General features: G+C 63.1%; 19 protein-coding genes and 1 riboswitch. Of the genes, 3 read left to right on the top strand and 16 right to left on the bottom strand.

Annotated elements, in window-relative coordinates; translation table 11 throughout:
- The first annotated feature begins 198 nt into the window (after positions 1-198).
- Positions 199-1,188, top strand: a complete 990-nt coding sequence (locus V5B44_RS26515) for a TerC family protein (RefSeq protein WP_287651858.1) — start codon at positions 199-201, stop codon at positions 1,186-1,188.
- Between the two features lie 115 nt (positions 1,189-1,303).
- Here the strand turns inward: V5B44_RS26515 and V5B44_RS26510 are convergent, their stop codons facing one another.
- Positions 1,304-2,542, bottom strand: coding sequence for an amidohydrolase family protein (locus V5B44_RS26510; RefSeq protein ID WP_332362343.1), 1,239 nt, complete (start codon positions 2,540-2,542; stop codon positions 1,304-1,306).
- A gap of 197 nt (positions 2,543-2,739) precedes the next feature.
- On the opposite strand from V5B44_RS26510, the gene V5B44_RS26505 reads away from it, so the two are divergent.
- Positions 2,740-6,552, top strand: a complete 3,813-nt coding sequence (locus V5B44_RS26505) for a PAS domain S-box protein (RefSeq protein WP_332362341.1) — start codon at positions 2,740-2,742, stop codon at positions 6,550-6,552.
- 90 nt (positions 6,553-6,642) lie between these two features.
- Here V5B44_RS26505 and V5B44_RS26500 read toward each other — a convergent pair whose 3' ends face one another.
- The 13 genes from V5B44_RS26500 to V5B44_RS26440 all read right to left on the bottom strand — a co-directional run bounded on the left by V5B44_RS26500 (position 6,643) and on the right by V5B44_RS26440 (position 21,111).
- Complete coding sequence (locus tag V5B44_RS26500) at positions 6,643-7,131, bottom strand: hypothetical protein (protein ID WP_332336493.1); 489 nt, start codon at positions 7,129-7,131, stop codon at positions 6,643-6,645.
- A gap of 24 nt (positions 7,132-7,155) precedes the next feature.
- On the bottom strand, positions 7,156-7,959 hold the full coding sequence (locus tag V5B44_RS26495; protein ID WP_287651862.1) for a peptidoglycan-binding protein: 804 nt from the start codon (positions 7,957-7,959) through the stop codon (positions 7,156-7,158).
- Between the two features lie 145 nt (positions 7,960-8,104).
- A complete protein-coding gene (locus tag V5B44_RS26490; RefSeq protein WP_332362338.1) occupies positions 8,105-9,544 on the bottom strand; it encodes a methyl-accepting chemotaxis protein in 1,440 nt (479 codons plus the stop codon).
- A 58-nt stretch (positions 9,545-9,602) separates the two neighbouring features.
- Entirely contained in the window at positions 9,603-10,415 is an 813-nt protein-coding gene (locus tag V5B44_RS26485) for an endonuclease/exonuclease/phosphatase family protein (protein WP_287651864.1), read from the bottom strand.
- A gap of 34 nt (positions 10,416-10,449) precedes the next feature.
- Complete coding sequence (locus V5B44_RS26480) at positions 10,450-11,901, bottom strand: hypothetical protein (protein ID WP_332362336.1); 1,452 nt, start codon at positions 11,899-11,901, stop codon at positions 10,450-10,452.
- On the bottom strand, positions 11,898-12,071 hold the full coding sequence (locus V5B44_RS26475) for a hypothetical protein (RefSeq protein WP_332362333.1): 174 nt from the start codon (positions 12,069-12,071) through the stop codon (positions 11,898-11,900). Before V5B44_RS26475 ends, V5B44_RS26480 begins: the two co-directional genes overlap by 4 nt.
- A gap of 108 nt (positions 12,072-12,179) precedes the next feature.
- Positions 12,180-14,381 carry a DUF1631 family protein gene (locus tag V5B44_RS26470; RefSeq protein ID WP_332362331.1) on the bottom strand — a complete coding sequence of 734 codons (2,202 nt, stop codon included), beginning with the start codon at positions 14,379-14,381 and terminating at the stop codon, positions 12,180-12,182.
- 172 nt (positions 14,382-14,553) lie between these two features.
- Positions 14,554-14,652: riboswitch (cyclic di-GMP riboswitch) on the bottom strand.
- A 296-nt stretch (positions 14,653-14,948) separates the two neighbouring features.
- Positions 14,949-16,277, bottom strand: coding sequence for a transposase family protein (locus V5B44_RS26465; RefSeq protein ID WP_332362329.1), 1,329 nt, complete (start codon positions 16,275-16,277; stop codon positions 14,949-14,951).
- Between the two features lie 188 nt (positions 16,278-16,465).
- Positions 16,466-17,371, bottom strand: a complete 906-nt coding sequence (locus V5B44_RS26460; RefSeq protein WP_332335353.1) for a DUF4338 domain-containing protein — start codon at positions 17,369-17,371, stop codon at positions 16,466-16,468.
- Between the two features lie 41 nt (positions 17,372-17,412).
- Complete coding sequence (locus tag V5B44_RS26455) at positions 17,413-18,315, bottom strand: HDOD domain-containing protein (protein ID WP_332362327.1); 903 nt, start codon at positions 18,313-18,315, stop codon at positions 17,413-17,415.
- 176 nt (positions 18,316-18,491) lie between these two features.
- Positions 18,492-18,695, bottom strand: a complete 204-nt coding sequence (locus V5B44_RS26450) for a CsbD family protein (RefSeq protein ID WP_287651869.1) — start codon at positions 18,693-18,695, stop codon at positions 18,492-18,494.
- A 272-nt stretch (positions 18,696-18,967) separates the two neighbouring features.
- Entirely contained in the window at positions 18,968-19,642 is a 675-nt protein-coding gene (locus tag V5B44_RS26445; RefSeq protein ID WP_332336500.1) for a glycine-rich domain-containing protein, read from the bottom strand.
- Positions 19,643-19,659: 17 nt separating this feature from the next.
- Positions 19,660-21,111 (bottom strand): NAD-dependent succinate-semialdehyde dehydrogenase, encoded by a 1,452-nt coding sequence (locus tag V5B44_RS26440; protein WP_332336501.1) that lies wholly within the window; start codon positions 21,109-21,111, stop codon positions 19,660-19,662.
- Positions 21,112-21,156: 45 nt separating this feature from the next.
- Here V5B44_RS26440 and V5B44_RS26435 point away from each other — a divergent pair, with 45 nt between their 5' ends.
- Positions 21,157-21,651 carry a C40 family peptidase gene (locus V5B44_RS26435; protein ID WP_287651872.1) on the top strand — a complete coding sequence of 165 codons (495 nt, stop codon included), beginning with the start codon at positions 21,157-21,159 and terminating at the stop codon, positions 21,649-21,651.
- Here the strand turns inward: V5B44_RS26435 and V5B44_RS26430 are convergent.
- Together V5B44_RS26430 and otnI are read right to left on the bottom strand one after the other, a co-directional pair.
- The gene (locus V5B44_RS26430) at positions 21,648-22,022 is read right to left on the bottom strand and encodes a hypothetical protein (protein ID WP_332362345.1); all 375 of its coding nucleotides are present in this window, start codon (positions 22,020-22,022) and stop codon (positions 21,648-21,650) included. The two genes, V5B44_RS26435 and V5B44_RS26430, sit on opposite strands and share 4 nt — an antisense overlap.
- A 109-nt stretch (positions 22,023-22,131) precedes the next feature.
- Positions 22,132-22,920 carry a 2-oxo-tetronate isomerase gene (gene otnI / locus V5B44_RS26425; protein WP_332336503.1) on the bottom strand — a complete coding sequence of 263 codons (789 nt, stop codon included), beginning with the start codon at positions 22,918-22,920 and terminating at the stop codon, positions 22,132-22,134.
- Position 22,921: the final 1 nt, after the last annotated feature.

Raw genomic sequence — 22,921 nt, 5'->3', positions numbered from 1 at the left:
CACGAGGTTCCCGGCGCCCGGGTGGTTATCGCCAGGTAACCATGAGCAAGACCTTTGCCGCGATGGCAAAAGGTCCCCTGGTCGGAACACCGCAATCAGAATCATGGCCCTCAGTCCTCGCTGGACAAAGGGCCGTTTTTTCTTGTGCCACCAGCACGAGGAGAACGGGAAACTTGATCTGATCGGGAGTATCTGTTCATGGAAACCATTGGTACCACAGGGATGTGGGCGAGTTTCTTCGCCATCGTCCTCGTCATGCTGGCCATCGACCTGCTGTGGGTCGGCGGCGGCAAGGAACATCGCGTCAGCCTCAGGGAAGCGGCCACCTGGTCCGCCATCTGGGTCGGGGTTTCGTTTGCTTTCGCTGGCGGCCTGTGGTGGACTCTCGACGGCGCCTTCGGCCGCGAGGTCGCCAATGCCAGGGCACTCGAGTTCGTCGCCGGCTACCTGATCGAGAAATCGCTGGCCATCGACAATGTCTTCGTCTGGCTGATGTTGTTCAGCTTCTTTGCCGTTCCGCTCGAACTGCAGAAACGCGTGCTGATCTTCGGCGTTCTCGGGGCGATCATCCTGCGCACGATCATGATCTTCGCCGGCGTCTGGCTGATCGCCAGATTCGACTGGATCCTCTACGTGTTTGGCGCCTTCCTGCTGGTCACCGGCATCAAGATGTGGTGGGTAGCCGATGAAAAACCCGATCTGGACAACAACCCGCTGATCAGGTGGCTCCGAAACCACCTGCGATTGAGCAGCGCGCTCGAAGGCGAGCGCTTCTTCGTCATGCGTCAGACCAACGGAAAATGGGTTCGCTACGCCACACCACTGTTCCTGGTCCTGATCCTGGTCGAGATTTCCGACCTGATCTTTGCGGTTGACTCGATTCCGGCGATCTTCGCGATCACCACCGACCCCTTCATCGTACTGACCTCGAACGTCTTCGCCATTCTCGGCCTGCGGGCGATGTACTTCCTGCTCGCCGACATGGCCGACCGCTTCTCGCTGCTCAAATACGGCCTGGCGCTGGTCCTGGTCTTCGTCGGCAGCAAGATGCTGCTGCTCGATGTCATCAAGATCCCGGTCGTGGTCTCGCTGGCGGTCATCGCTCTGATCGTCACCACGGCGGTCGTGCTGTCGCTGCGCAAGAACCGGCGTACGCCCCGCGTCGTGCCGGCAAACGAAAGCTCGTGAGCATCACCCCCGTAACCGCAACCCGAGAAAACCAGCGCCGGCGACTGGAGCGGGGGGAATCCAGTGGAGTGTTGCTTGCGCAGCCGTGCCGATGGCGGCATGGTTGACTGCCGACTCATGCCGTCTCCCTTTCGAAAAAGGCACGCGTTTCGAAGATTGCGGGGGCAAAGTGGAGCCCCCGCGAAGAAAGGTGTCGCTTGAGCACGAAGTCAAAGAGCAAGGGATTGTGCTGTCGAATGGTTTCGAGCACCGCGACTGCCGATTGCGGCAGCATGCCGCGGGCGGCAAAGTCCGCGGGCAGAATCAGGGGCACGATGCCCGGCAAGGGATAGTCGGAGCCGTTGAGCAAGCGCGAATGCCATTCGCTGCGTTCAATCAGCACACGCAACATCTCGACGCTGCGGTTCCGCTGCGTGAGTGCCGAAATGTCGGCGAACAGCAGCTTTTCGTAGCGTGCTTCGCCCATCATGCGGGCGAAGAGATCGAAGCAGGCCACGCGCGGGCCATTCGCCCCGCGATCCAGGTCGACGGCACTGCCCAACGAGGCACAATGGGCAACCACCACCCGCAGCCCGTGTTCGAGGGCCCGCCGCAGCAACAGGGGATTGCCGAGATCCTCCTGATCACCACCATGCACCGCTTTTTCCTCGCCGGCGTGGCTGATCAGCGGTAGCCCGTGCCTGGCCAGGGCCGCGTAGAAGCGATCGCAGCGTGCTGAAGAGGGATCGATACCCATCGCCGGCGGCAGCCACTTTACCGCCCGCGCACCACCCTCGACGGCCAGGGCCAGGGCTTCGACGCAATCCTCGCGATAGGGATGGATCGACGCCGCCCACCAGAAATAGCGGGGATGGCGTCGAGCCACGGCCTGGGCATAGGCGTTCGGCGTGTAGAAGGAACTGCGTTCGGGGTCTGGTCGACCGGCGGCGGTGTGGAATCGGTCGAAGGCAAAGAGCAGCAACCGGGCGCCCGGTTGCAAGCCGTCGACGAGGTTCTGCATGCGCTCGACGTAGCTGTCGTCGATCCGCCCCGGTGCATCATGGACACAGCCGGCGTTCAGATAGAACAGACGCTGCGCATACTGCATCGGATGGAAAAGGCTCTCCATGTCGGGATTCACCTCAATGCCGCTGCCCGAATCACCCGTGCCCACCAAATGCACGTGACAATCCAGGAACTGCGAGGAGTCGACCCCAGCCCAGGCCGAACGGATCAGGTGATCGACCGCCGGATCTGACGGCAGTTGCGCCTGACAATTGTTGAACAGCGCCCGCGAGCGCTGCGCCGCCAATCCCGCCAGGGCCGCGCCGCCGATGCCGCAGGCCGCCCACAGGAAACGACGGCGCTGGTTCATCCCGTCTCTCGCTTCATGAATTACTCTCGTCCATCCGGCGATATGCCCGCAAAGCCCTGGCGGCGAGTGTAGTGGTATCGACGTCCGCGTCAAGCAAAACCCGATTCGCCGTAATAGGCATCACTGCACAATCCCTTTATAGTTCGCAGGTCGGGACCAGGTCGTTGACACCTGCTGCGCCGGCAAGGGAGCGAACAATGAATGACGCGGAAATCGCCACCGGCAACCAGCCTGACTATCGAACAGAAGCAACCAGAGCCATGCTCGAAGCCGGCGAACGGCTGACGCGGACCGGCAGTTGGCAATGGGACGTCGAAAGCGATGCTTTCTGCTGTTCGCCGGGCTGGCTTCACATCCACGGATGCCATGTGCCACCCCGCTCGATGAGCGAATTCGAGCAGGTCATGCATCCCGACGACGTCGCTGCCGTTCGCGAAACCTTGCAGGCCGCGCTGGCCGGCAAATCGCCGTCGCCACTCGAGCACCGCATCATTCGCCGTGGCGAGGTACGGGTCGTGCGCGCCCACGCCCAGCTCCTGCCGCGTGCCGACTGCGCAGCGAGGCAGGTGATCGGTGCGATACAGGACATCACCGGAGGTGCTGAGGCCGCCCACCCTCATCGGGTGGCGACGGTCGGGTCGGCGGACCAGGCGATTGCCAGCCCAGCCGCCGATCGCATCGCCGAGATTTCCGCGAGCAGGCTTCAGGAACGCATCCTGTCGGCTCGTCTGGGCCTGATGCAACGCGCGACGACCTGCTCGCTGGAGGAATTGCTGGTCGCCACGCTCGACGAAGTGTGCGCGCTGACCGGCAGCAGCCTCGGCTTCTACCACTTTCTGGGAGCTGATCAGCAGACGCTGACGCTGCAGGCGTGGTCCACGCAGACGTCCCGAGATTATTGCCGGGCCGAGGGTCAGGGCCGGCATTACGATGTCGGCGAGGCCGGCGTGTGGGTGGAATGCATCCGCCTGCGCTGCCCGGTAATGCACAACGACTATGCCGCGCTGCCCCACAGGCGCGGTTTGCCGCAGGGGCACGCCACGCTGCTGCGCGAACTGGTGGTCCCGATCTTCCGCAACGGACTGATCGTCGCCATCCTGGGTGTCGGCAACAAGGCCGAACCCTACGGCGACGAGGACCTGACGACCGTCAGCCAGCTTGCCGATCTCGCCTGGGACATCGCCGCCGCCAAACAAGCCGACTGCCAGATCCGGGAAAGCCAGGAGCGCCTGAGCGGCATCGTCGACGCCGCCCTCGATGCGATTGTGACGGTAGACGAAGCGTACCAGATCGTGTTGTTCAACGCCGCCGCCGAAAAGATGTTCCAGTGTGCGGCCGCGGAAACTCTCGGAAAATCTCTGGACCGATTCATTCCGGAGCGCTTCCGCACAATACATCGGCGACAGGTTGTGGACTTCGCATCGACACCTGTTGTATCACGCCCGATGGGGAAGACCCGCCAGGTTTGCGGGGTGCGAGCCGGGGGAGAGGAGTTCCCGATCGAAGCGTCGATTTCCCAGGTGCAAGTGCGCGGGCAGCGGCTATTCACGGTCGCGCTGCGCGACATCACCGAGCGTCAGCAAGCCCAGGAGGCCTTGCAGAAAGGCCAGGCATTCAATGTCGCGGTGATCGATTCGCTAAGCGCACACGTTGCGGTTCTCGACCGTGAGGGGAAAATCACCGCGGTCAACCGGGCGTGGAGGCAGTTCGCGGCAGACAACGGCGGCACCACCTTGGCCGCGCACCCAACCGGTATCGATTACCGCCAAGCCTGTCTGTCCGCCACCGGGCCAAGCGCGGTGGAAGCACTGGCGGCGTGGCAGGGCATCGAAGCGGTGCTCGCGGGACACTTGCCGCTTTTCGAGATGGAGTACACCTGCCATTCGCCCGACGAGGAGATCTGGTTCCGGATGAAAGTCCAGCCTCTGCAGGGAGATTGCGGTGGCGTCGTGGTCACCCATGAAGACGTCACCCGCAGCCGGCGCCTGGCCAACTCGCTGCGTTCGGAGAGCCAGCGCCTCGCCAACATCATCGAAGGCACCAACGTTGGCACCTGGGAATGGAACGTGCAAACCGGTGAAGCCACCGTCAACGAACGTTGGGCGGGAATCATCGGCTATACGCTGGCCGAAATCTCGCCGGTCAGCATTTCCACTTGGAGACGCTTCGCCCATCCGGACGATCTGGAAAGATCCAACGACCTCGCCGAACGGCATTTTGCCGGCGCACTGACTCACTACGACAGCGAATGCCGAATGCGTCACAAACACGGCCACTGGGTGTGGGTCCGCGATCGCGGCAAGGTCATGGACTGGACCGCCGAAGGAAAGCCGCTGCACATGTTCGGTACCCACCTCGATGTTACCAGCGAGAAGCTTGCCGAGCAGGCCTTGCTCGAAGCGATCGAGTTCAACAAGCAGATCATTGCCGGGGCTCAGGAAGGCATCGTGGTGTATGACCACGGCCTGCGCTGCCAGGTCTGGAATCCCTATCTGGAAAACCTCACGGGCTTACCGGCGCAACAGGTGATTGGTTCGCATCCCCTCGAACTCTTCCCGTTCCTGCGCGAAACCGGCTCGATCGCTCGCCTCGAAAAAGCGCTCACGGGCAAACTGCCGGGTAGCACCGAGTTCCCGTTTGCGGTCAGCCAGACAGGTCGCACGGGCTGGGTGTCCGGGTGCGCAGCACCGCTGCACGACACCCATGGGCAGATCATTGGCGTCATTGCCACCGTACGCGACATTACCGAAACCAAACGTGCTGCAGAAGCGCTACGGGAGATGAACGAAACCCTGGAGGCACGTGTCGACGAACGTACACGGCAATTGGCCATCGCCACGCAGATCGCCGAATCGGCCAACCGGGCGAAGAGTTTCTTCCTGGCCAACATGAGTCACGAGATCCGTACGCCGATGACCGCCATCCTTGGCCTCGCCGAACTGCTGAACCTGGACGGCGTCACGACCAGGCAGGCCGAGCGCCTGAAGAAAATGAACCACGCCGCCAGGCATCTGCTGGGCATCATCGACGACGTGCTTGACCTGTCCAAAATCGAAGCCGGCAAGCTGGTTCTCGAAGAAGCGGCTTGCGATGTGGCGAGCATCGTAGACAGCGTCGTCGAAATCACGACTGATCGCGCCCGCCAGAAGCAGATCGCCCTGCTCACCGACTGCGAGAGCATCCCGGGCCAGCTACGCGGCGACCCGATACGCATCCGGCAGGCCTTGCTCAACTACGTCAGCAACGCCATCCGGTTCACCGAGCGAGGCAGCGTCACCGTCCGCGTCCGCTGCCAGGAATCCAGCGGCGACCACCTCCTGCTGCGCTTCGAGGTTCAGGACACAGGCATTGGCATCGCCGCCGACACCATTGGGCGGCTTTTCCAGAGTTTCGAACAGGCCGACAACTCGATGACCAGAGAATACGGCGGCACCGGCCTGGGGCTGGCCATCGTCAAGCAGATCGCGCAGATGATGGACGGCCGCGCCGGTGTCGAGAGCTGCGAAGGTACTGGCAGTACCTTCTGGTTTACGGCACGGCTGCGCCGGCTGATCGAAACCAGTGCCGATCTGGCCGGGAACAGCGATACAGTGCCAGCCGTGACGGTAGAGGCAGTGGAGGAGCGCATGCGCCAAGAGAAACGCATCCTGCTCGTCGACGACGAGCGTATCAACCGGGAAGTCATTCTGGCGATCCTCGAAACCATCGGTATGAAGGCCGACTGCGCGGCCAATGGTGAGGAAGCGGTCGAACTGGCGGGCAGCTTGTCTTACGACCTGATCCTGATGGATCTGCAGATGCCCAGAATGGACGGGCTGGAAGCGACACGCAGGATTCGCCGTTTGCCGATCAACGCGCAGGTGCCGGTCCTGGCACTGACCGGCAACGTAAGCACCGACGTCAAGGGTCTCTGCCTGGCCGCCGGCATGAACGACTTCATTGCCAAGCCGTTTACGGTCGATGTGCTGCTTGCAGTAGTTGACCACTGGCTGCTCCCAGGGACGGACTGATCTGGACAGCGGTCAATGTTTCGCCTTTCCGGAGCGATGGCAAACCTGCAACTCGGCGTCCGCTCGAACGCCCGCGGCGACGCCAAACGGTTACGGGATCTCGAAATCGTCGGCATCGGTTACCAATCCGGCCGCCGCAAAGAAGTCGGGGCCAAGGGAGGAGGCGGCGGGATTCCTGCAGGACAGGTTGGCGATGGTCTTGCCGGCGTGTATCACGGCAACACCGGACCTCTCGCCGCTGCCCTTGATCAAGGCATCGTACACCACGTAGGCGTACTGGCTACGCCGGAACCGAACATACGCCCCGCCCCCACCGGCAAACGTCAGCGTCCGCACCCGGACATCCGTTTCAGGGCGGGCGGTGATCTCCGGAAACATCAGGCTGGGTTGGCCGAGCGGCCCAAAGCGATATTGCAGGTAGCCGCTACGGGCCGACAGGTCTTGCGAAGCACAGACCGAAACCACGCCTTTCCCCGTGTCACAGGAAAAGATCCTGGCCTCGTGCGATGAACAGTGGCTGCCCACCCCCAGCGCGATTGCCGGCCAACACGTCGCGGCGTAGAGAATGGCTCGAGCCATCGTCATGGCACGGACAACGGCGCCCTAGAAAAGCGCATCGCCAATCTTGAACGCAGCGCTGAATTCCGCCAAGCCATGACTCCCGCCATTGACCAGCCTCCGGGCTTGTGCCAGATCGCCTTCATGCAGTGCTGCCCTGATGCGGCTTTCCTTGCTCTTCAGGAAGCTCGCGAGGAGTCTCGCGGCAATCGCCGGGTCATTGGCCAACTCCGGATGGCTGACCAGTTGATCGCCAATTCCTATCGCTGCGCCGTGCGTCTGATAGTTTGCCCGCCCGGTCAGCTGGATGAAGCCTCGACCCTTGTAGCTGTCACCGTCCGGTGCACCTCGGTTACCCAGATCCTTGCGGGAATCGTAGAGATTGAAAGGATGCCCGCCTGGCGAGGTGTTGAATTTCGATCTGAATTCGCTGATCGGTTGAAAACTGGCAGTCTCGGCGCGAATGGTCGCCAGCGCCATCAAGACCATGTCCTTGTCGGCCAGTCCGACCTCGTCAAGCGCCTTCAGGACATGCGGCAAATTGACTTTGATATGGTCCAGAGGCGTCAACGGGAACATCTTCGAGACTTTGCCGACCGTGATTTCCGACAGATCGAAAGGCGCATCGGTTTCACCCGCGGCGACCTCCAGGCCCAAGGCCTGCTGTGTCTTCGGCCCGGCGACGCCATCCGCCCGCAAGCCCTCGCTTTTCTGAAAAGCAAGAATGGCGGCTTCGGTCCCGGGGCCGAATTGCCCATCGACACGCCCTGGATCGAAACCGTGTCGCTTCAGTGCATCCTGAAGGCGCTCCACTTCAGGGCCGGACATCCCTTCCTTCAAAATAGTCATCACACGCTCCCATCATCGCCAAACGGTTTCGAACATCGCCAACAGCTACTGCGACGGCCCTAAACCATGCTACGCCCTAACTTTTCGCAGGACAAGGGGCCATTGCCCGGGCAATCTAGTCAGCGAACACCGTGATCACCCGGCTTCAGGTGGTGAAGCGTGCGAGTTGCGCCTGCAGCGCCGCCGCCAGACGCTGCAGCCTGCCCGCCCGTTCGCTGTTCTGTGTCGCGCGCCCGCTGCTGCCGTCGGCCATCCGGGCAATGCGCTCGACCAGGCGCGCGATCTCCTGGCTGGTGCCGCTCTGCTGGTGGGTACTCGCGGCGATGCTCTGGACAGTCGCCACCGCCTGCCGGGCAGACACGTCGATCTCGGCCAAGGCTTGGCCCGCCTCGCGTGCGAGGTCTACGCTGCCGGTCATGCGTGTACGCAGCGTCTGTATGCGCGCGACAGCATGCGCCGTCTCATCGATGATCGACTGTACCTTGGTGGCGATTTCGCGGGTCGACAGGGCCGTCCGCTCGGCCAACTTGCGAACCTCGTCCGCCACGACCGCGAAACCTCGCCCCTGCTCGCCTGCACGTGCCGCCTCTATCGCCGCGTTGAGCGCCAGCAGGTTGGTCTGCTCGGCAATCTCCCGGATCACGCCAACGACGCTGGAAATCTGCTGCGAGCGCTCACCGAGGGACTGGATCAGAGCCGCCGACTCCTTGATGTCGTCAGCGACCTCTTCCAGGTCTCTGACCGCCGTATCAACGACGCCACGCCCCGATTCGGTCAGCGACTTGGCTTCCTCCGAAATGCGCGTGGCCTGTCTGGCGTTTTCCGCCACTTCGGTGATGCTCACCGACATTTCCTCGACCGAGGCTGCAATCGCCGCCGCCGACTCGGATTGCTGCGCCGCCCCCTGCATCGCCGTACTGGCCGTGCTTGACAACTCGTCAGCCGAGTTGCCCAGTTCCCGCGACGTGCTCGCAACGCCGTTGACCAGAGTGCGCATGCTGTCCACCATGGCGTTGAAAGCGCTACCAATCTGGTGGACCTCGTTCCGGCTACCCGGAGCGGCATGCTGAGCAGCGGCGCGCAGGTCGCCCTTGCCGAGGCGATCGACAGCTTCGGCAAGGGTAGCCAGACCGGCCAGTCGCTGACGAACGAGCAGCAGAATCAGTGCGGCCAGCAAGATGGCGGCACCGCTGCCGGCGCCAATCACCACGTTCCGTAAACGTTTGCTGCCTTCCAGGAGGCGATCATTGCCGTTAACTATCTCATCGCCGATCCTGACCACCGGCAGATCGACTTCCCCAGTGCGCATCGTGCCTTGTCCAGGAAGCGGCTCTCCACCCGCGTACTTGACAAAGAAGCTCGACTGGCGCTCGCCACGTGCCTTGACACCCTCGAACAGGGAGTCGAGCATGCCGACCATGATCTTGCTTTCCTGTTCAAGGCTGTGCTCGGTTTCCGCCACCAGAGCCTTGCTCGAAAAATGCTGGACGATCCAGACCAGCACCGCGAAGATCACGACCAGCGCGCCCACCATCAGCAGGGTGAGTTGGCGGCCGATGGGCTGATGCTCGAACTGGGTAGTCATCTGTCTCCCTCGCAAGGTATTTCGGTGGTCAATCCAGGCCTCACGAACAGCACACGAGTCATAGTTCGAGCTCGGCAATCAGCGGAGCGTGGTCCGAACAGCGAGCCCAGGCAAGGCCTTTCGGAACGTGCATGTCGAGCACCCGAAAACCGCGCACATAGATGCGGTCGAGCGTCAGCCACGGGGCAAAACTCGGGAAGGTACGCGCCACTCCGGCCTGCGTATCGCTGACGGTGCGCCACGGCAGCAGCCAGTCGAGGACCCCGCGGTCGGGCGTCGCCGACGTGGCGGCCACGGCGACTTCATCGACGCCGAGCCGGTCGCGCAGCAGACCGTCGACTCGTTGCTGCCAGTCGTTGAAGTCGCCGGCAATGATCAGAGGAGACTTGGCCGGCACTTCGCGCTGTACGAAGTCGGCAAGAAAAATGGCCTGACGAAGGCGACTGCGCTTGATCAGGCCGAGATGCACGCAAATCAGGTGCACGTCCCGGCCCTTGCCACGGCCGAAGCGCGTCACCGCGTGCAGCAGACCCCGCTTTTCCAGCAGATGGTCGGAGATGTCGTGATTCGTGAAGTCCACAATGCGGTGGCGCGAGAGAATCGCGTTGCCATGGTGTCCATGCGGATAGACGGCGTTCATGCCGTAGGCGCGGTGCGCGTAGGCACCCGTGGCAAGGAAGTCCAGTTGCGTACCGGATATCGGGTAGCCGGGCTGCGATGCCAGCCGCTCGTTGCGGTCCTGCACTTCCTGCAGGAAGACGATGTCGGCGTCGATCGCATCCAGCGCCAGGCGGACATCGTGAATACGCGGCCGTCCCCGGATACCGGTGACGCCCTTGTGAATGTTATAAGTCGCGACCCTGAGCCTCATCGCCGCACCCGACACGCACCGGCCTGATCGCGGCTCACGGCAAACGCTCGAAATAGCGGTCCAGCAAGGCTGGATCGTCAAAATGGCGCCGCCCGACAAAAGCCGTCGCCTGTCGCCCCCATTGCCGCATCTGGCCCGCGCTGCGTATCCCCATTGGCCAGAAGAAAAACCGCTCCAGCCGCTCGCTGCCGGCGACCAGACCGTCAGGCATGAACGCGCTGCGTGTTCCGCCGCCCGGCAGCGGCAGCGCACGTAGCTGGTGCTCATCGCGCAGGGCCAGGACGACCCCGTCATCGCGACGCGCAAACTCGATCCCGGCCCGCTGCAGATAGTGCGTAAACGCCGCCAGTTTGAGCACCACACGCTGGTGTGGTGCCGGCGCACGCAAGGCTTGTGGAATGAAGAGCCCTTCCTCGATGGTCTCGGGTTGCGGCCGCGCGCGCACGTGCTCGGTGGGAATGAACAGGTGGTAGCAACCGCAGGGATGGATGGTGTCGTAGATCAGGGGACTTCCGTTCTCGGCCAGGGTGACCCGCCAAACGACGCCGTCGAGACGGCCGGCGAGCACATCGTAGGCTCCGAGCGCTGGGCGCGCCGGTAGCCAGACAGTGTATATCAGTTGCAGCAGCCAGTGGCCGTCCAGTTGCGCATGGCTGCTGCGGACGTACAGAACGGGTTGCTCGCGGGCAATGCCGATCTGTAGATGTCCTGCCTGGTCGCTCTGCCAGGCGACGGCCCCAGGGCGATCGTCGTCGCTGGCGGTTTCAATCTCGAATCGGGGCGCATGGCGTACAATCAGGCGCGCCAATTCAGAAGGCGACATCAGGGGCAGCCCCGGTGCTGCGGGTTCATTGAGCATCGGCACGCCGTCCGGCGATTCTGCCGGGATGTAGCGGAGACGACGATGCGCGACCGGGTCGGTGACGGCGTGCGTGGCGAAATCCGCCAGCGTGTCGCGCTGCCAGTTCCGTATTCCGGCAGCGAAGGCATGCCGCGTCAGCGGATACAGGCCGAGCGCACGCATGCTGTTCGAGTAGTCGTCGGGCACCCTGGCAGCGTCGATCAGCATGGGTAGATCGTGGCGATCGGCTAACGCCAGTTGCTGCCGACAGGTGGTCAGTGCAGTTGCCAGCGCACCGTCGACACCCGCGTTACCCAGTTCAAAGCGACGCGCGGCATCATCCAGCGCCGCCAGCGCTTCCCTCCACGCCAACGTCTGCTCGACTTCGCCAGCTGCGGTCGGAGCCAGCCTCGCCAGAACGCGATCAACCCGCAAGTAGGGAAACCCCGGCACACGTGGCTCCTGCGCATCACGCGTGCCGATCGCATCGATCAATGCGTCACTGGCCTGAAACCGCCGAGCACATTCGCCCAGCGCGTCTTCACGCTGCAGCGTCTGGGTGACCGGAGCGTGCGCATAGGGGTCGACGCTGGCGCAACCGGGCAACACGCAGCATGCCACCACCAGGCCCAGTGAAAGTCTCATCCGGCATCCTCCCCGGCCGCGAGCCACGCCTGACGTCGTGCGATCTCGCGCAGCATCGCCTCGAACTGCTCGCGCATCGTGCGCCGGATCGCGCTGACGCCAAAAAGTCGCCTCCCCACTGGCGGCAGTGGCGCTGCCAGTTCGAACTGTGCATCGTAGTCGAGGCGCACGCTCGAACGCTTTGGCGAAGGTAAGGGCGTCAGCGTGTTGCGGCCGCTGAAGCTGCGCAGCGTTGACTCACCGGCGACAACACTTCCGGGCTCCAGTCGTGACCAGAGTTACGCAGCCTTCAGTTTTTGCAGTGCGCGGTTAACGGCGCGATCGAACATCGGTTCCGGCGGCATGAGGATCGCTTCACCGCGCTCGATCTGGAGCGCCAGGGCATTCGGGGTCACCGATATCGCACGCGGCGACTGCGAGGTAGTGAATAGCAGAATGCCTCGCTGCGGGCTAATCCACGATAGGCGATAACGCAAGGGTCCGGATTCCGGATTCGCAAATTCGACCCAATCGCCACGCTGCAGGCTTCCCACCAGCGACAGTACGTCTGCCCTGTCTCGCGAAGGGGGTAGTTCATTGGCCCCGGCCAGTGAAATTCGTTCGATCTGCGTTTCGCCGCGCACGACCTGCTCGCGGGCAAGGCTGACCGGCACGGGCTCTGCCACCGGCAACACCGGCCGTGGAGTGACGATTGGCGGTGCCGTACCCCGCAGGACCGCGGCATGCACACTGAAGAGCGCATCGATCAGGGCCAGGCGGCGATCATCTGCCATCTCCAGGCGGCCAAGCCCGTTGCAGATGCGGCGAACCAGGGTCGGCAAGCGGGCCGCCAGCCGCTTCCGGCTTGGCACATCCGACGGGATGTCGACGCTCGCCACCAGTTCACTGACCGTGTCCATGGCTGCCTCCCAGGCGGCATTGTCACCGTCCATAGAGTGCCGAACGAGGAGTTTGCGCCATTCGTTGTCCAGCAGATCAGTCACCGCCGATGGCAGTGGCATCGCCAGCCAGCCGACGAGGGCGTGATCGGCTGCCGCAGCCGCGAGTTCGTAGCGCTCCTGTTCGGCAACCAGTGGCGCCGCGTTGACGGCGTGGGCATCGGCTGCAGCCTCCTGGCTTTCAAGGAATGCCTCCAGTTCGATGCACAGCGTATCGAACAATTCGGTATCCTGACTGAACTCGTTCTGCAGCCGTTCGACGATTTCCGCGACCCGCGCGTACAAGGGATTATCGTGACCCGCTTGCGGGCCGCAACGCACCGCCGCTCGCGAAATCCCGTCCAGCAGGCGCCGCGCCGGATGCGACTTGCTCGAAAAGAAAGTCTTGTCCAACATGGCGACCTTCAGCACCGGAATCTGCATGCGCGCAACCAGGGCCTTGATCGGGTCGGCGACAGAAGCGTCGTCGAAGATGAAGTCAAAGAGGGTGGCAACGATATCCACGGTGACGGAATGCAGATAGTCGAGGTTCTGGCCTGCGTCACTGCTATGGAACTGCCGCAAGACGTTGTCCATCAATGCCGCGGCCGTTTGCACCGGCACCGCCCTCTGCAGGGTATCCAGAGAGGCCATGACCTGCTCCATGGCAACGGCCATGCCGGCGGGCGACGCACCGCCCATGGACACGCCGGTGGAAGGGCCATAGCCAGCGCCAGAGCCGACGCTTGCGCCGCCCGTCCCTGCGGAGACTTGCGGCGGGCGCACGAGTTCCTGCAGCAAAGCAAAGAGGTCGGCAGATTCGGCAGGCTTGCCGGGGTCAGTCGCGTTGCGCGGTTGGTTTGGTGACGGGGAGCAGGTTCGGGAAAGCTGTGGCAGCACACCACGGCCAATCAAGAAAGCATTCAGATCGTCAATGGTCGGGCCAAAGACATCGACGGCGTGGCGCTCCATGAGTTGCAGGATTTCCAGCTTCGCCTTGCCGACCAACCCGGCATCCTCGAATGCACCGCCCAGCGATTCGGCGATGAGGTGTTCTATGGGCAGGCTGCCTTCCGGTTCTCCAGACAAGAACGCCAGCCGGCGCCCAATGGCAAACAGCCCCTCGTCACACTGACTACGAAGGCTGCCAGCGATGGCCTTGACGACCAGTTCCTCGTCCATGGCGCCAAAGTCAACCAATTGCAGTTCTTGTGGAGGGCTGCTGGCAGCACCACGTCTGCCCTTGTTCGAAGCACGGCATGCCTGCGTGAAGAGTGCTGACCACTTGGCGAGCAAAGCGCCTTCGAGCTGCGGCGCTTTGGCGTGAATCGCCTCTCCCGTGTGGTAGAACAGGACCCTTTGCGCGCGTCCGCACGCGACGTCACCTTTGCTGAGCAGTTCCTCCTCGACTCGGGGCAGCACCGACCTGAAGGCGTCACGGAGCTTGCACCCCATGAGATCCCGTGCCTCTGTGAGGACACCGGGATGATCGACATCAACGAGCGCGCCACGAACCCCTTCAGGGAACCTGATCACGTTATTTGCTGGAACTGGGACTGCCATCACCGATTCTCCTTGCCGCTGGCGCTGAAAAAACACGCACTGCCAAACCGCTAAATGTGGCGGGTTGGCGCAAGGTCACTGTCTCGGAGCGGCAGTTTGGCCCCTCAGGGCACCGACGGGCTTCTGGTCAAGGATGCAGCGCTGTTCATGGTCCTGATGCTGCATCTGTTCGCCTGGCGGTCCCGCCGTCCTAGAAAGCGGCGACAACTCCGTTTTCTGTAGACCGGTGACTTTGCGTCCCCGCCTTTCGACGGGTTTGCCTTTTTCAGTAAGACTAGCTGTTTAGAATCTACACCAATAGTCTCAATAGTGCAAGGCGCTTATCAGCGACTCAGCCCTGACGCATGACCCTGCCCAATCGGGTTCGTTTGCTGGAAGCCCCGCTTTCGCCGCTGGAGCGGTCAAATCGCGGGGGGCTGGCGGCAGGAGAGCGCGGGATACGCGGGTGGAGTGGGGTTCGTGGAGAGGGTTTCGAGAGGTGTCAGGAACTCCGGTACGATCTCTGGACGAGCCTTTCCCGGCACGGACGATGCCGTACGGGGGGATGCTGGGGCCGTCCTGGGCAGATCACTCGAGTTGCAGCAGAAAGGGTTCGGCGAGGAGCCCGCGCATCCGCGCGGAATCGAGCCAGGGGGCAGCGCAGGAGGTGCGGATGAAGCGGATAGCCCCGCGCACGCCGAACTGACGAAACAGATCGCGCAGCTGTCGCGTGAAGCGTGCCAGGGTATTGAAGACATGCGCCAGACGCATCAGGAGGTGGTAGCCCCGCATGGCATTCCAGTCGAGGGCAAAGGCATGCTCGTAGTGGTAGCCCTGGTGCTTTTCGACGAGGAAGCCCGCTTCGATGCCCCAGCGGTGGCGAGCGCCGAGATTGCAGCGCTCATGGACATTCTCGCGGCTGAGCGGCTGGCTGGAGAGCCAGGCGTGGCGCGCCGTTTGGGTCACGATCTGAGCCTGTTGATCGACCCTCTCCCAGCTTTCCTCACAGACCACCACGTGCAGCTTGAGATGCTGACGCCGGTTCGAACCGAAGGCATAGTCGATGTCGTTGACCCAAGTGAAGTGTTGTCGGCGTCTTCCCCAGTTCCGCTGCAAGGCCTGTGGCTTCAGAGCCTGGAGCGCGTGGAACTCCTGCCAGACCGAGGGCAGGTCCTGGTTCTTGAGCACGATCATGAACTGCCAGTGGGCGCGCCAGCAGCGCTGCATCACCGGACCGTTGGCGTAGAGGCCGTCGAGCAGAAGCAGGATCGGCAGGCGGGGAAACCGCGTCTTGAGCCGGTCGCTCAAGCGCGCAAAGGCGCGCAATTCGCAATCCTGCTTTTGCGCTTCGGTATCGCCGAGTGCGTGTTCGAGGAACTCGCTGAGCAACGGGATGACCAGACCGTTGTGGAAGGCGAGGCTGGCCTCGAGCACATAGACGAAGTACTGGGTCTGGCGGGTTTCGTCTTTGCCGACGCTGCGCTGCAGGAGTTCCTCCGCCCAGAGGGTGTCGCCGGCGAGCTTCTGCGAGCCATCGATGGCAATCGGATGGCAGTGGTTGATCAAATAGCGTCGGACACTCTTGCCGCGGATCAGGCGTCGCACCAGGTCGACGTGCGCCTGTTCGAGATGGGTCAGGTCGATGTCGCGCAGCAGCCGATAGAGGGTGTCGGCGTGTGGCAGGGTCTCGATCTCCGGGAACAGCAGGTGCAGGTTGGCCAGGAACTGCGGACGGGTCATTTCGCGGTTGCTCTCGCGCCGGGAGGCGAACTGAAAGACGAACATCAGCAGACCCCAGAGCAAGAGCACGGTCAGCTTGTGCTGGCGCTTCCTGGGGTCTCTCGGGTCGGGAATTTGTTCCAGCTGACCGAGCAAGGCCGGCAGCTCTTTGCGCAGGAGGCGCGTCTGTTTGCTCACGGCGTCCTCGCGGGCTTCCCTTTCTTCGGCGAGGGTCGCGAAGGTCGAGCATCGGTTGGGCAAAGGCGCGGGAGCGGGGGGCCTTTGTCCCATCGCGCACCGTTTCGCGTTCAAGGCCTTCTCCTGCCGTCTCTTGTTGCCGCGTTCCTCCCGGAGGCCGGCACGCGTCGGACGACGGCAGGGTTTGCTCATGGCCGGGAGATCCCGGTTACGCCGCACAACCGGTCGCGACCATCGCTGCCAAGCGGCTTGACCCACACTTGGCGGGGCGTGCTGTGATAGGACCGGCCCGGACGGGCCAGCCCGCGTCCACTGGTCTCTCCGAGCCATTGCCAACCGGCAGCCCGGTAGCAGGTGCCGGCATGGTGTCGCGGGTCGACGAAGCTTTCCAGCAGCAGCGGCTCGAAGCCCCAATGTTCGAGCCAGTCCGCACGGGCACGACGCGCGAGTTGCCCGAGCACCTGACTGGCCAGATGCGGCACCCGGACGTGCGGGAAGATCAGGAAGCGGCTGTTGTTGAGCACCCGTGGCAGGTTCTGGCGCCGGGCCTGAGCCGTCCAGCCGATCCAGGCGTCGCGCACGGCCACCGCCCGCGCCGCGCCGGACAACAGGACGCAACCGAGCCGCAACTCACCCGCCGTGATGAAGTAGCGCAGCCGATAGCCGAAGGCGCCCTGGAAACCCAGCGGGTGCCAGCGCGCCATCAGATCATCCCAGTGCGTCGCCAAGGCGGTGTCGCGGATCACTTCCAGGCGGACCGGGGCAAGGGCCGACAGCGTACAGTCCACCGGTGACTCTTCGACCAACGGCTCGACGACGGCACGGGGTGGCATCGAACGGCGTCGCGGCGAGGGTCTCGGTGTGGGCAGGACAAGCAAGCCGGCCGCCTGCAAACGCTTCAGGAACTCCAGGCAGGCGTCGATCTTCGCCGTCCCCGTCAGCGTCACCCAGCCCAGGTGTTCGCACAGCGTCGCCGCCAGTTCCCTGCGTGCCAAGCCAGGCAGCCACGCCACCGTTGCGCAGACCTCGGCTACCTCCTGCGCACTGAACTCCCGACCGCAGTGCACCCAATCGCTCGATGTCATCACGTCCATCGCAGAACCTTCACCAGAAACGCAGAGCCGTTAGCTCAAGACTATTCTGCCAAAGGCCTCAGATATTGTCTAGCCCCCCTTTGCGAAAGTCTTATTTTGCGGTTGCCGCCAAACCTGGCTACGACTGCGTTTCGATGGTCATGCTTCAGGGCTGTCAGCGACTCCATCTCCTCGCCAGATTTTTCGAGTATCTCGGCCAGAAGGGGTGCCGCCTGGACGTCTCCCGCCACGTCCTCAGCGTCCGGACTGTGCAGCGGCGAAGGGATCGGTGTCAGGCGGTGCGCCAATGAAAGGACATCACTCAGGTCAACGGGTGGAAAACTGCCTGACCTCGGCTCCCAGAGCATTTCCACCGCTTCGACCACTTCTTGCGGTACAGCCAGCGCTTTCAGCACAGCCTGGCCGATCAACCTGTCGACTTCCGGCGACAGTATGCTGCCAGCCACGAATAGGTCGGGATGCAGTTCGGTGCGTGAGATCAGAAAAAAGCCCCCCACCTCGTGGACCATCCCGGCAAACAGCGCCACATCAGCCAAAGGGCGCAGAAAGCGCCGCGCCAGCACATGGGCCAGCGCGGCCACATGTGCGGTGTGCTCCCAGAGCCGCTCCGAAAGTGCGCGGCAGTCCGGCGAGCGCAAGCCGCTGGTCATCTGACGCATCACAACCGCCGTGGCCAGGGTGCGCACGAAGCGGGTTCCCAGCCGGGTTACGGCACTTTGCACGTCGGCTACATGCTGCCCCCAGCGGTTGAACGCCACCGAATTAGCTAACGCCACCACCCGTGCGGCCAACAGAGGTTCCGCCAGGACAAGCTGCGCGACCTGGCCCAGATGCAAATCCGGATCATCAAGGGCAAGACGCACCCGGAAGGCGACATCGGCGTGGGTGGGGAAAGCGACCTCACCGCGCCCGACTTCCGCGATGACCTGGTCCAGAGCGCTCATGGTGGGGAAACCTCTCGGTCGGAACCAAAAGCGCACATTACATCAGCTGACTGTTCCTTGTCATCCCGCAGGCAATGGGTACCATAGCCTTGTTAACATTTGCCGGCAACTCGGCAACATGCCAAGTTGCCGGCAAACCATCGGCAGCCAGCGCTTGCAGTCGAGACCGCGTTGTCCTACGGGTTCACGGCTTTCTTGACGGCGTCCCGAGCGTCACTGGCGTTCTCTTTCAGGTCGCCGAGATGTTGTTGCAGCTTGCCTTCAACCTGATTTTTGACACCCTTTGCCTGCTGCTCCGTGCTACCGGTCAACTTGCCGACCTGTTCCTGAATCGTCCCACCGAGGTCTTTTGCTGCGCCCTTGACTTGATCCTTGTTCATGATGAACTCCTAGCTTGGTTGGTACCGCTGATACACAAGCCGGACTCGGCTCGTGCTCTGAAGCCCACGAATCATTTCGTCGTGGCCAAGTACCAAGGCTAATGAAAAGCGCTGGCAGGCTCTGTGCGCTGACCAACATACGGGTTTGCACCAGTGGCAGGCGATCGGCCCCGGCCTGTATCAAAGAACAGTTGTCGGTCACCGGCGGATGCCTTTAAGCCCTTGAAAGGACAAACATTGCGGCTCACAGACGCGGTCTGCACGCCGCTGCTTCAGTCACCGCCACCGCCGCCGCACCCTCCCCCGCCACAACCGTCGCCGCCTGACCCGCCGCCGTCGCTGTCTCCGCCACAGCCGCTGCTCCCGCCACAGCCACCCCCGCAACTGATGTGGCCGGCGCAATAACCCGTGCCGTCGCGGGTTGCGGCCAGGCAGTCGAGCTGATAGACAAAACCCCCGGTGATCCCGAGCAGGCCATCAAGCGCAAAAAGCATCGGCAGCGACTGCGGCGCTTTCGGATCGATCCCATCGCGTCTGCACGCAAGCCGCCAAGCGCGCTTGATTCCATCCTGCGCGTCGGTCGGCGCACGCATCGCTTCAGCCGGCGTGTGGTGCAGAAAGCGCCCCAGCCCACGCTCGCAGAATTGCTGATACTGGCGGGTAAACAGAATGAACTCGTGCCAGGCGTCATCGACCACCTGTGATGGCATAGCCACCAGCCGATTCCTGGCCTCCCGGCACAGCTGGAAGTATTCGCGCAAGCCGTCAAAGACCAACACCCGCTGCGCTTCGTCCAGTTCGGGCCGCCGTGCCGCCAGACGTCGATCGAGAAACTTCGCGTAGGGATAAGCGTCAATGAACGTGGAGCGCTGCCTGAGCAACGAGCGCCACCAGTAGATCGCTGCGGCGATCAGGGCGACGAACAACAACACGACCATCAGCTTCATCTAGAGTGCCCGCGCCATCAAAGTGTACTGAAACACAGGTACTTGATTTCCAGATACTCGTCCAGCCCATGCCTGGAGCCCTCGCGGCCGATTCCCGACTGCTTGACACCCCCGAAGGGGGCCACTTCATTCGAGATCAGGCCGGTGTTAACGCCGATCATGCCGTACTCGAGTGCTTCACCAACGCGCAGGCAGCGCGCGATATCGCGGCTGTAGAAGTATGCTGCCAGACCGAACTCGGTGTCGTTGGCCATCCCGACGGCCTCTGCCTCGCTCGAAAACCGGAAGACCGGCGCCACTGGCCCGAAAGTCTCTTCGCGCGCCAGCAGCATCTCCGGCTTGACGTCAGCGAGAACCGTTGGCGTGAAGAACGTGCCGCCGCGCTCGTGCCGGTGGCCACCGGTGACCACGCGCGCGCCCCCGGCAACGGCGTCGGCGATATGCGCTTCGACCTTGGCCAGCGCCGCCGCGTCGATCAGCGGCCCCTGAGCGACGCCTTCGTCGTTCCCTGGCCCCACCTTCAGCGACTCTACGCGCCTGGCCAATTGCTCGACGAAGCGATCGTAGACTCGGTCCTGAACCAGCAGCCGGTTGGCACAGACGCAGGTCTGTCCGGTGTTGCGATACTTGGCGATGATGGCGCCTTCGACTGCGGCCGCAATATCCGCATCGTCGAAGACGATGAACGGCGCGTTCCCGCCAAGCTCAAGCGAAAGCTTCTTGATCGTCGGTGCGCACTGCGCCATGAGCAGACGACCAATCTCGGTGGACCCGGTGAACGACAGTTTGCGAACCACCGGGCTGGCGGTCAGCGCGCCTCCGATAGCTACCGGATCGCCGGTCAGCACGTTGAGAACCCCCGCCGCCAGACCGGCATCGTGCGCCAGGCGCGCCAGTGCCAGAGCCGTCAATGGCGTCTGCTCGGCCGGCTTGACCACCACCGTACAGCCAGCCGCAAGCGCCGGTGCCACCTTGCGGGTGATCATCGCCAGCGGGAAATTCCACGGCGTGATCGCCGCACACACCCCCACCGGCTGTCGGATGGTCAGCAGACGCCGATCGGCGGTCGGGCTCGGAATGCTTTCGCCGTAGGCGCGCTTGCCCTCCTCGGCAAACCACTCGACGAATGATGCGCCGTAGGCTACCTCGCCGCGTGCTTCGCCGATCGGTTTGCCACATTCAGCCGTAATCAGCCGCGCCAGATCCTCGCCATTGGCAAGAATCAACCCATGCCACTGTCGCAGGACGGCAGCGCGTTCCTTGGCCGTCTTCGCCTGCCAGGCCGATAGCGCCCCCGCCGCAGCGGCGATCGCACGCCGAGTCTCGACCGCCGCCATCATTGGGACCTCGCCGATAATCTCGCCGTCGGCCGGGTTGCTGACCAGCAGGGTGCGGCCGTCATCGGCAGCCTCCCAACGTCCGTCTAGGTAACAGTTCGAGCGCAGCAGGCGCGGGTCGGTGAGGTGCATGGCAATTCCCCGAAATCTGAAAATCTGCAGTTTATACTGTGCACCATGCGTGTCCATATCCTCTTCGCGGGAGCCGTTTCCCTGCTGCTGGTCGCCTGTGCCGGCAAGACACCGCTGCCGGAAAAACTGCCCGAGCCGCCGACCCGGCATCCGACGAGCAGCTACAAGGGCCACGACGTGGTGATGTTTGCTCTCAGTCTGATCGATACGGGTTACCGCTTCGGCGGCAAGAACCCTGAAGCGGGCCTCGACTGCAGTGGCATGGTTTCCTATATCTACAACCGCGCGGTGGGCCTCCGGGTAAGCGGCAGCGCGGCCGACATTGCCCGGCGTGGCCGCCCGGTCGAACGTACGGGGCTGCGTCCCGGCGACCTGGTGTTCTTCAATACCCGCAACGCGGCTTATTCGCACGTCGGCGTCTACATAGGTGACGATCGATTCGTTCACGCCCCGTCGAGCAGCGGCCGGGTGCGCATTGATCAACTCGATGCCCGCTACTTCGCGCAGCGCTTCGATGCGGCACGGACCTACTTCGACTAACCGGCAAGCCCTCCGTGGAGGGGAAAATCTTGCAGCGGGTTGGTCAGTTCGTTGAAGTGCCGGATGAGGTTCTCGAAGATCAGCCCCATCTGCTCGTTCGGCACCGTGTTCGGGTGCAGGTCCACGTCGCAGAACTTGGCGACGACGAGATAGAGAATGTTCGCCTCGCGCAGCCGACCGATCTCGTCATCGAATTGGAACCAGCCAAGACGCCCCATCAGTTTCACGAAGTCGTCTAGAGGGATCATGGCCGCCTGGAAGTCCGGCGGTGTCATGTCTTCGACCAGCTTGGCTACCTGCGCGCTCCAGAGCGCTGGCCAGACCTGAAGTCGTTCGCGAGGGTGACGATCGAGCGGACGATCAAGGGACAAACCGCTGTTGATCGCCGCTTCTACGTAAGCAGCCTGGTCCCCGACGCCCCGCGTATGAATGAGGACCAGATTCGCAAGTGGGAGCTACTGCGAATAGCGGTTATGCAAACTACAGCCAGGGCCTGAGCCACCCAAGTCCTTCGGAGGTGCCGGCACGCGGACGATATTCACAGCCTATCCAGCCCTGATACCCCAGGCTGTCAATCACGTCGAACAGATAGGGATAGTTGACCTCACCGACATCCGGCTCATTCCGGTCGGGTACGCCGGCAATCTGGATATGGCCAATACCGGCGTGCGGCCGCACCATGTCGCGCTTCAGCCTGGTGGCCAGATCTCCTTCGACGATCTGGCAGTGATAGAGATCGAACTGCACCTGCAGGTTATCGGTGGCCACCTCGGCGCAGATCGCCTGCGCTTCATCCTGTCGGTTGAGGAAGAAACCGGGGATGTCGCGGGTGTTGATCGGTTCGATGACGATGGTGATGCCGTCGGCGGCAGCGAGACGCGCGGCGTAGGCCAGGTTGTCCAGGTACACCGCGCGATGGCGGGCACGCCCCTGATCCGGCCGGATCAGGCCGGCCATGACGTGCAGTTTCCGGTTGCCCAACAGACGGGCGTACTCCAGGGCGGTGTCGATCGAGTGCTTGAACTCGTCTTGGCGCCCCGGCAAGGAAGCAAGACCGCGCTCGCCGGCAGCCCAGTCCCCTGGCGGAGCGTTGAACAGCGCCTGGGTCAGCGCGTTATCGGCAAGCAATGACTGCAGGAGTGAACCTTCATACTCGTACGGAAACAGGTATTCCACGGCTTTGAAGCCATCCTTCGCCGCCGCTGCAAAGCGATCGGTGAAGGCATGCTCGGGATACATCATGGAGAGATTGGCAGCGAAACGACACATG

This window comes from Candidatus Accumulibacter necessarius, from assembly GCF_036625085.1.
Note: the sequence above shows the minus strand (reverse complement) of the source record. Positions and strands in the feature narration are given on the sequence as shown.

Excerpts from the sequence above, each read along its gene's own strand:
- V5B44_RS26515 (WP_287651858.1), top strand. The coding sequence starts at position 199 with ATGGAAACCATTGGTACCACAGGGATGTGGGCGAGTTTCTTCGCCATC.
- V5B44_RS26510 (WP_332362343.1), bottom strand. The coding sequence starts at position 2,542 with ATGAACCAGCGCCGTCGTTTCCTGTGGGCGGCCTGCGGCATCGGCGGC.
- V5B44_RS26505 (WP_332362341.1), top strand. The coding sequence starts at position 2,740 with ATGAATGACGCGGAAATCGCCACCGGCAACCAGCCTGACTATCGAACA.
- V5B44_RS26500 (WP_332336493.1), bottom strand. The coding sequence starts at position 7,131 with ATGGCTCGAGCCATTCTCTACGCCGCGACGTGTTGGCCGGCAATCGCG.
- V5B44_RS26495 (WP_287651862.1), bottom strand. The coding sequence starts at position 7,959 with ATGACTATTTTGAAGGAAGGGATGTCCGGCCCTGAAGTGGAGCGCCTT.
- V5B44_RS26490 (WP_332362338.1), bottom strand. The coding sequence starts at position 9,544 with ATGACTACCCAGTTCGAGCATCAGCCCATCGGCCGCCAACTCACCCTG.
- V5B44_RS26485 (WP_287651864.1), bottom strand. The coding sequence starts at position 10,415 with ATGAGGCTCAGGGTCGCGACTTATAACATTCACAAGGGCGTCACCGGT.
- V5B44_RS26480 (WP_332362336.1), bottom strand. The coding sequence starts at position 11,901 with ATGAGACTTTCACTGGGCCTGGTGGTGGCATGCTGCGTGTTGCCCGGT.
- V5B44_RS26470 (WP_332362331.1), bottom strand. The coding sequence starts at position 14,381 with ATGGCAGTCCCAGTTCCAGCAAATAACGTGATCAGGTTCCCTGAAGGG.
- V5B44_RS26460 (WP_332335353.1), bottom strand. The coding sequence starts at position 17,371 with ATGGACGTGATGACATCGAGCGATTGGGTGCACTGCGGTCGGGAGTTC.
- V5B44_RS26455 (WP_332362327.1), bottom strand. The coding sequence starts at position 18,315 with ATGAGCGCTCTGGACCAGGTCATCGCGGAAGTCGGGCGCGGTGAGGTC.
- V5B44_RS26450 (WP_287651869.1), bottom strand. The coding sequence starts at position 18,695 with ATGAACAAGGATCAAGTCAAGGGCGCAGCAAAAGACCTCGGTGGGACG.
- V5B44_RS26445 (WP_332336500.1), bottom strand. The coding sequence starts at position 19,642 with ATGAAGCTGATGGTCGTGTTGTTGTTCGTCGCCCTGATCGCCGCAGCG.
- V5B44_RS26440 (WP_332336501.1), bottom strand. The coding sequence starts at position 21,111 with ATGCACCTCACCGACCCGCGCCTGCTGCGCTCGAACTGTTACCTAGAC.
- V5B44_RS26435 (WP_287651872.1), top strand. The coding sequence starts at position 21,157 with ATGCGTGTCCATATCCTCTTCGCGGGAGCCGTTTCCCTGCTGCTGGTC.
- otnI (WP_332336503.1), bottom strand. The coding sequence starts at position 22,920 with ATGTGTCGTTTCGCTGCCAATCTCTCCATGATGTATCCCGAGCATGCC.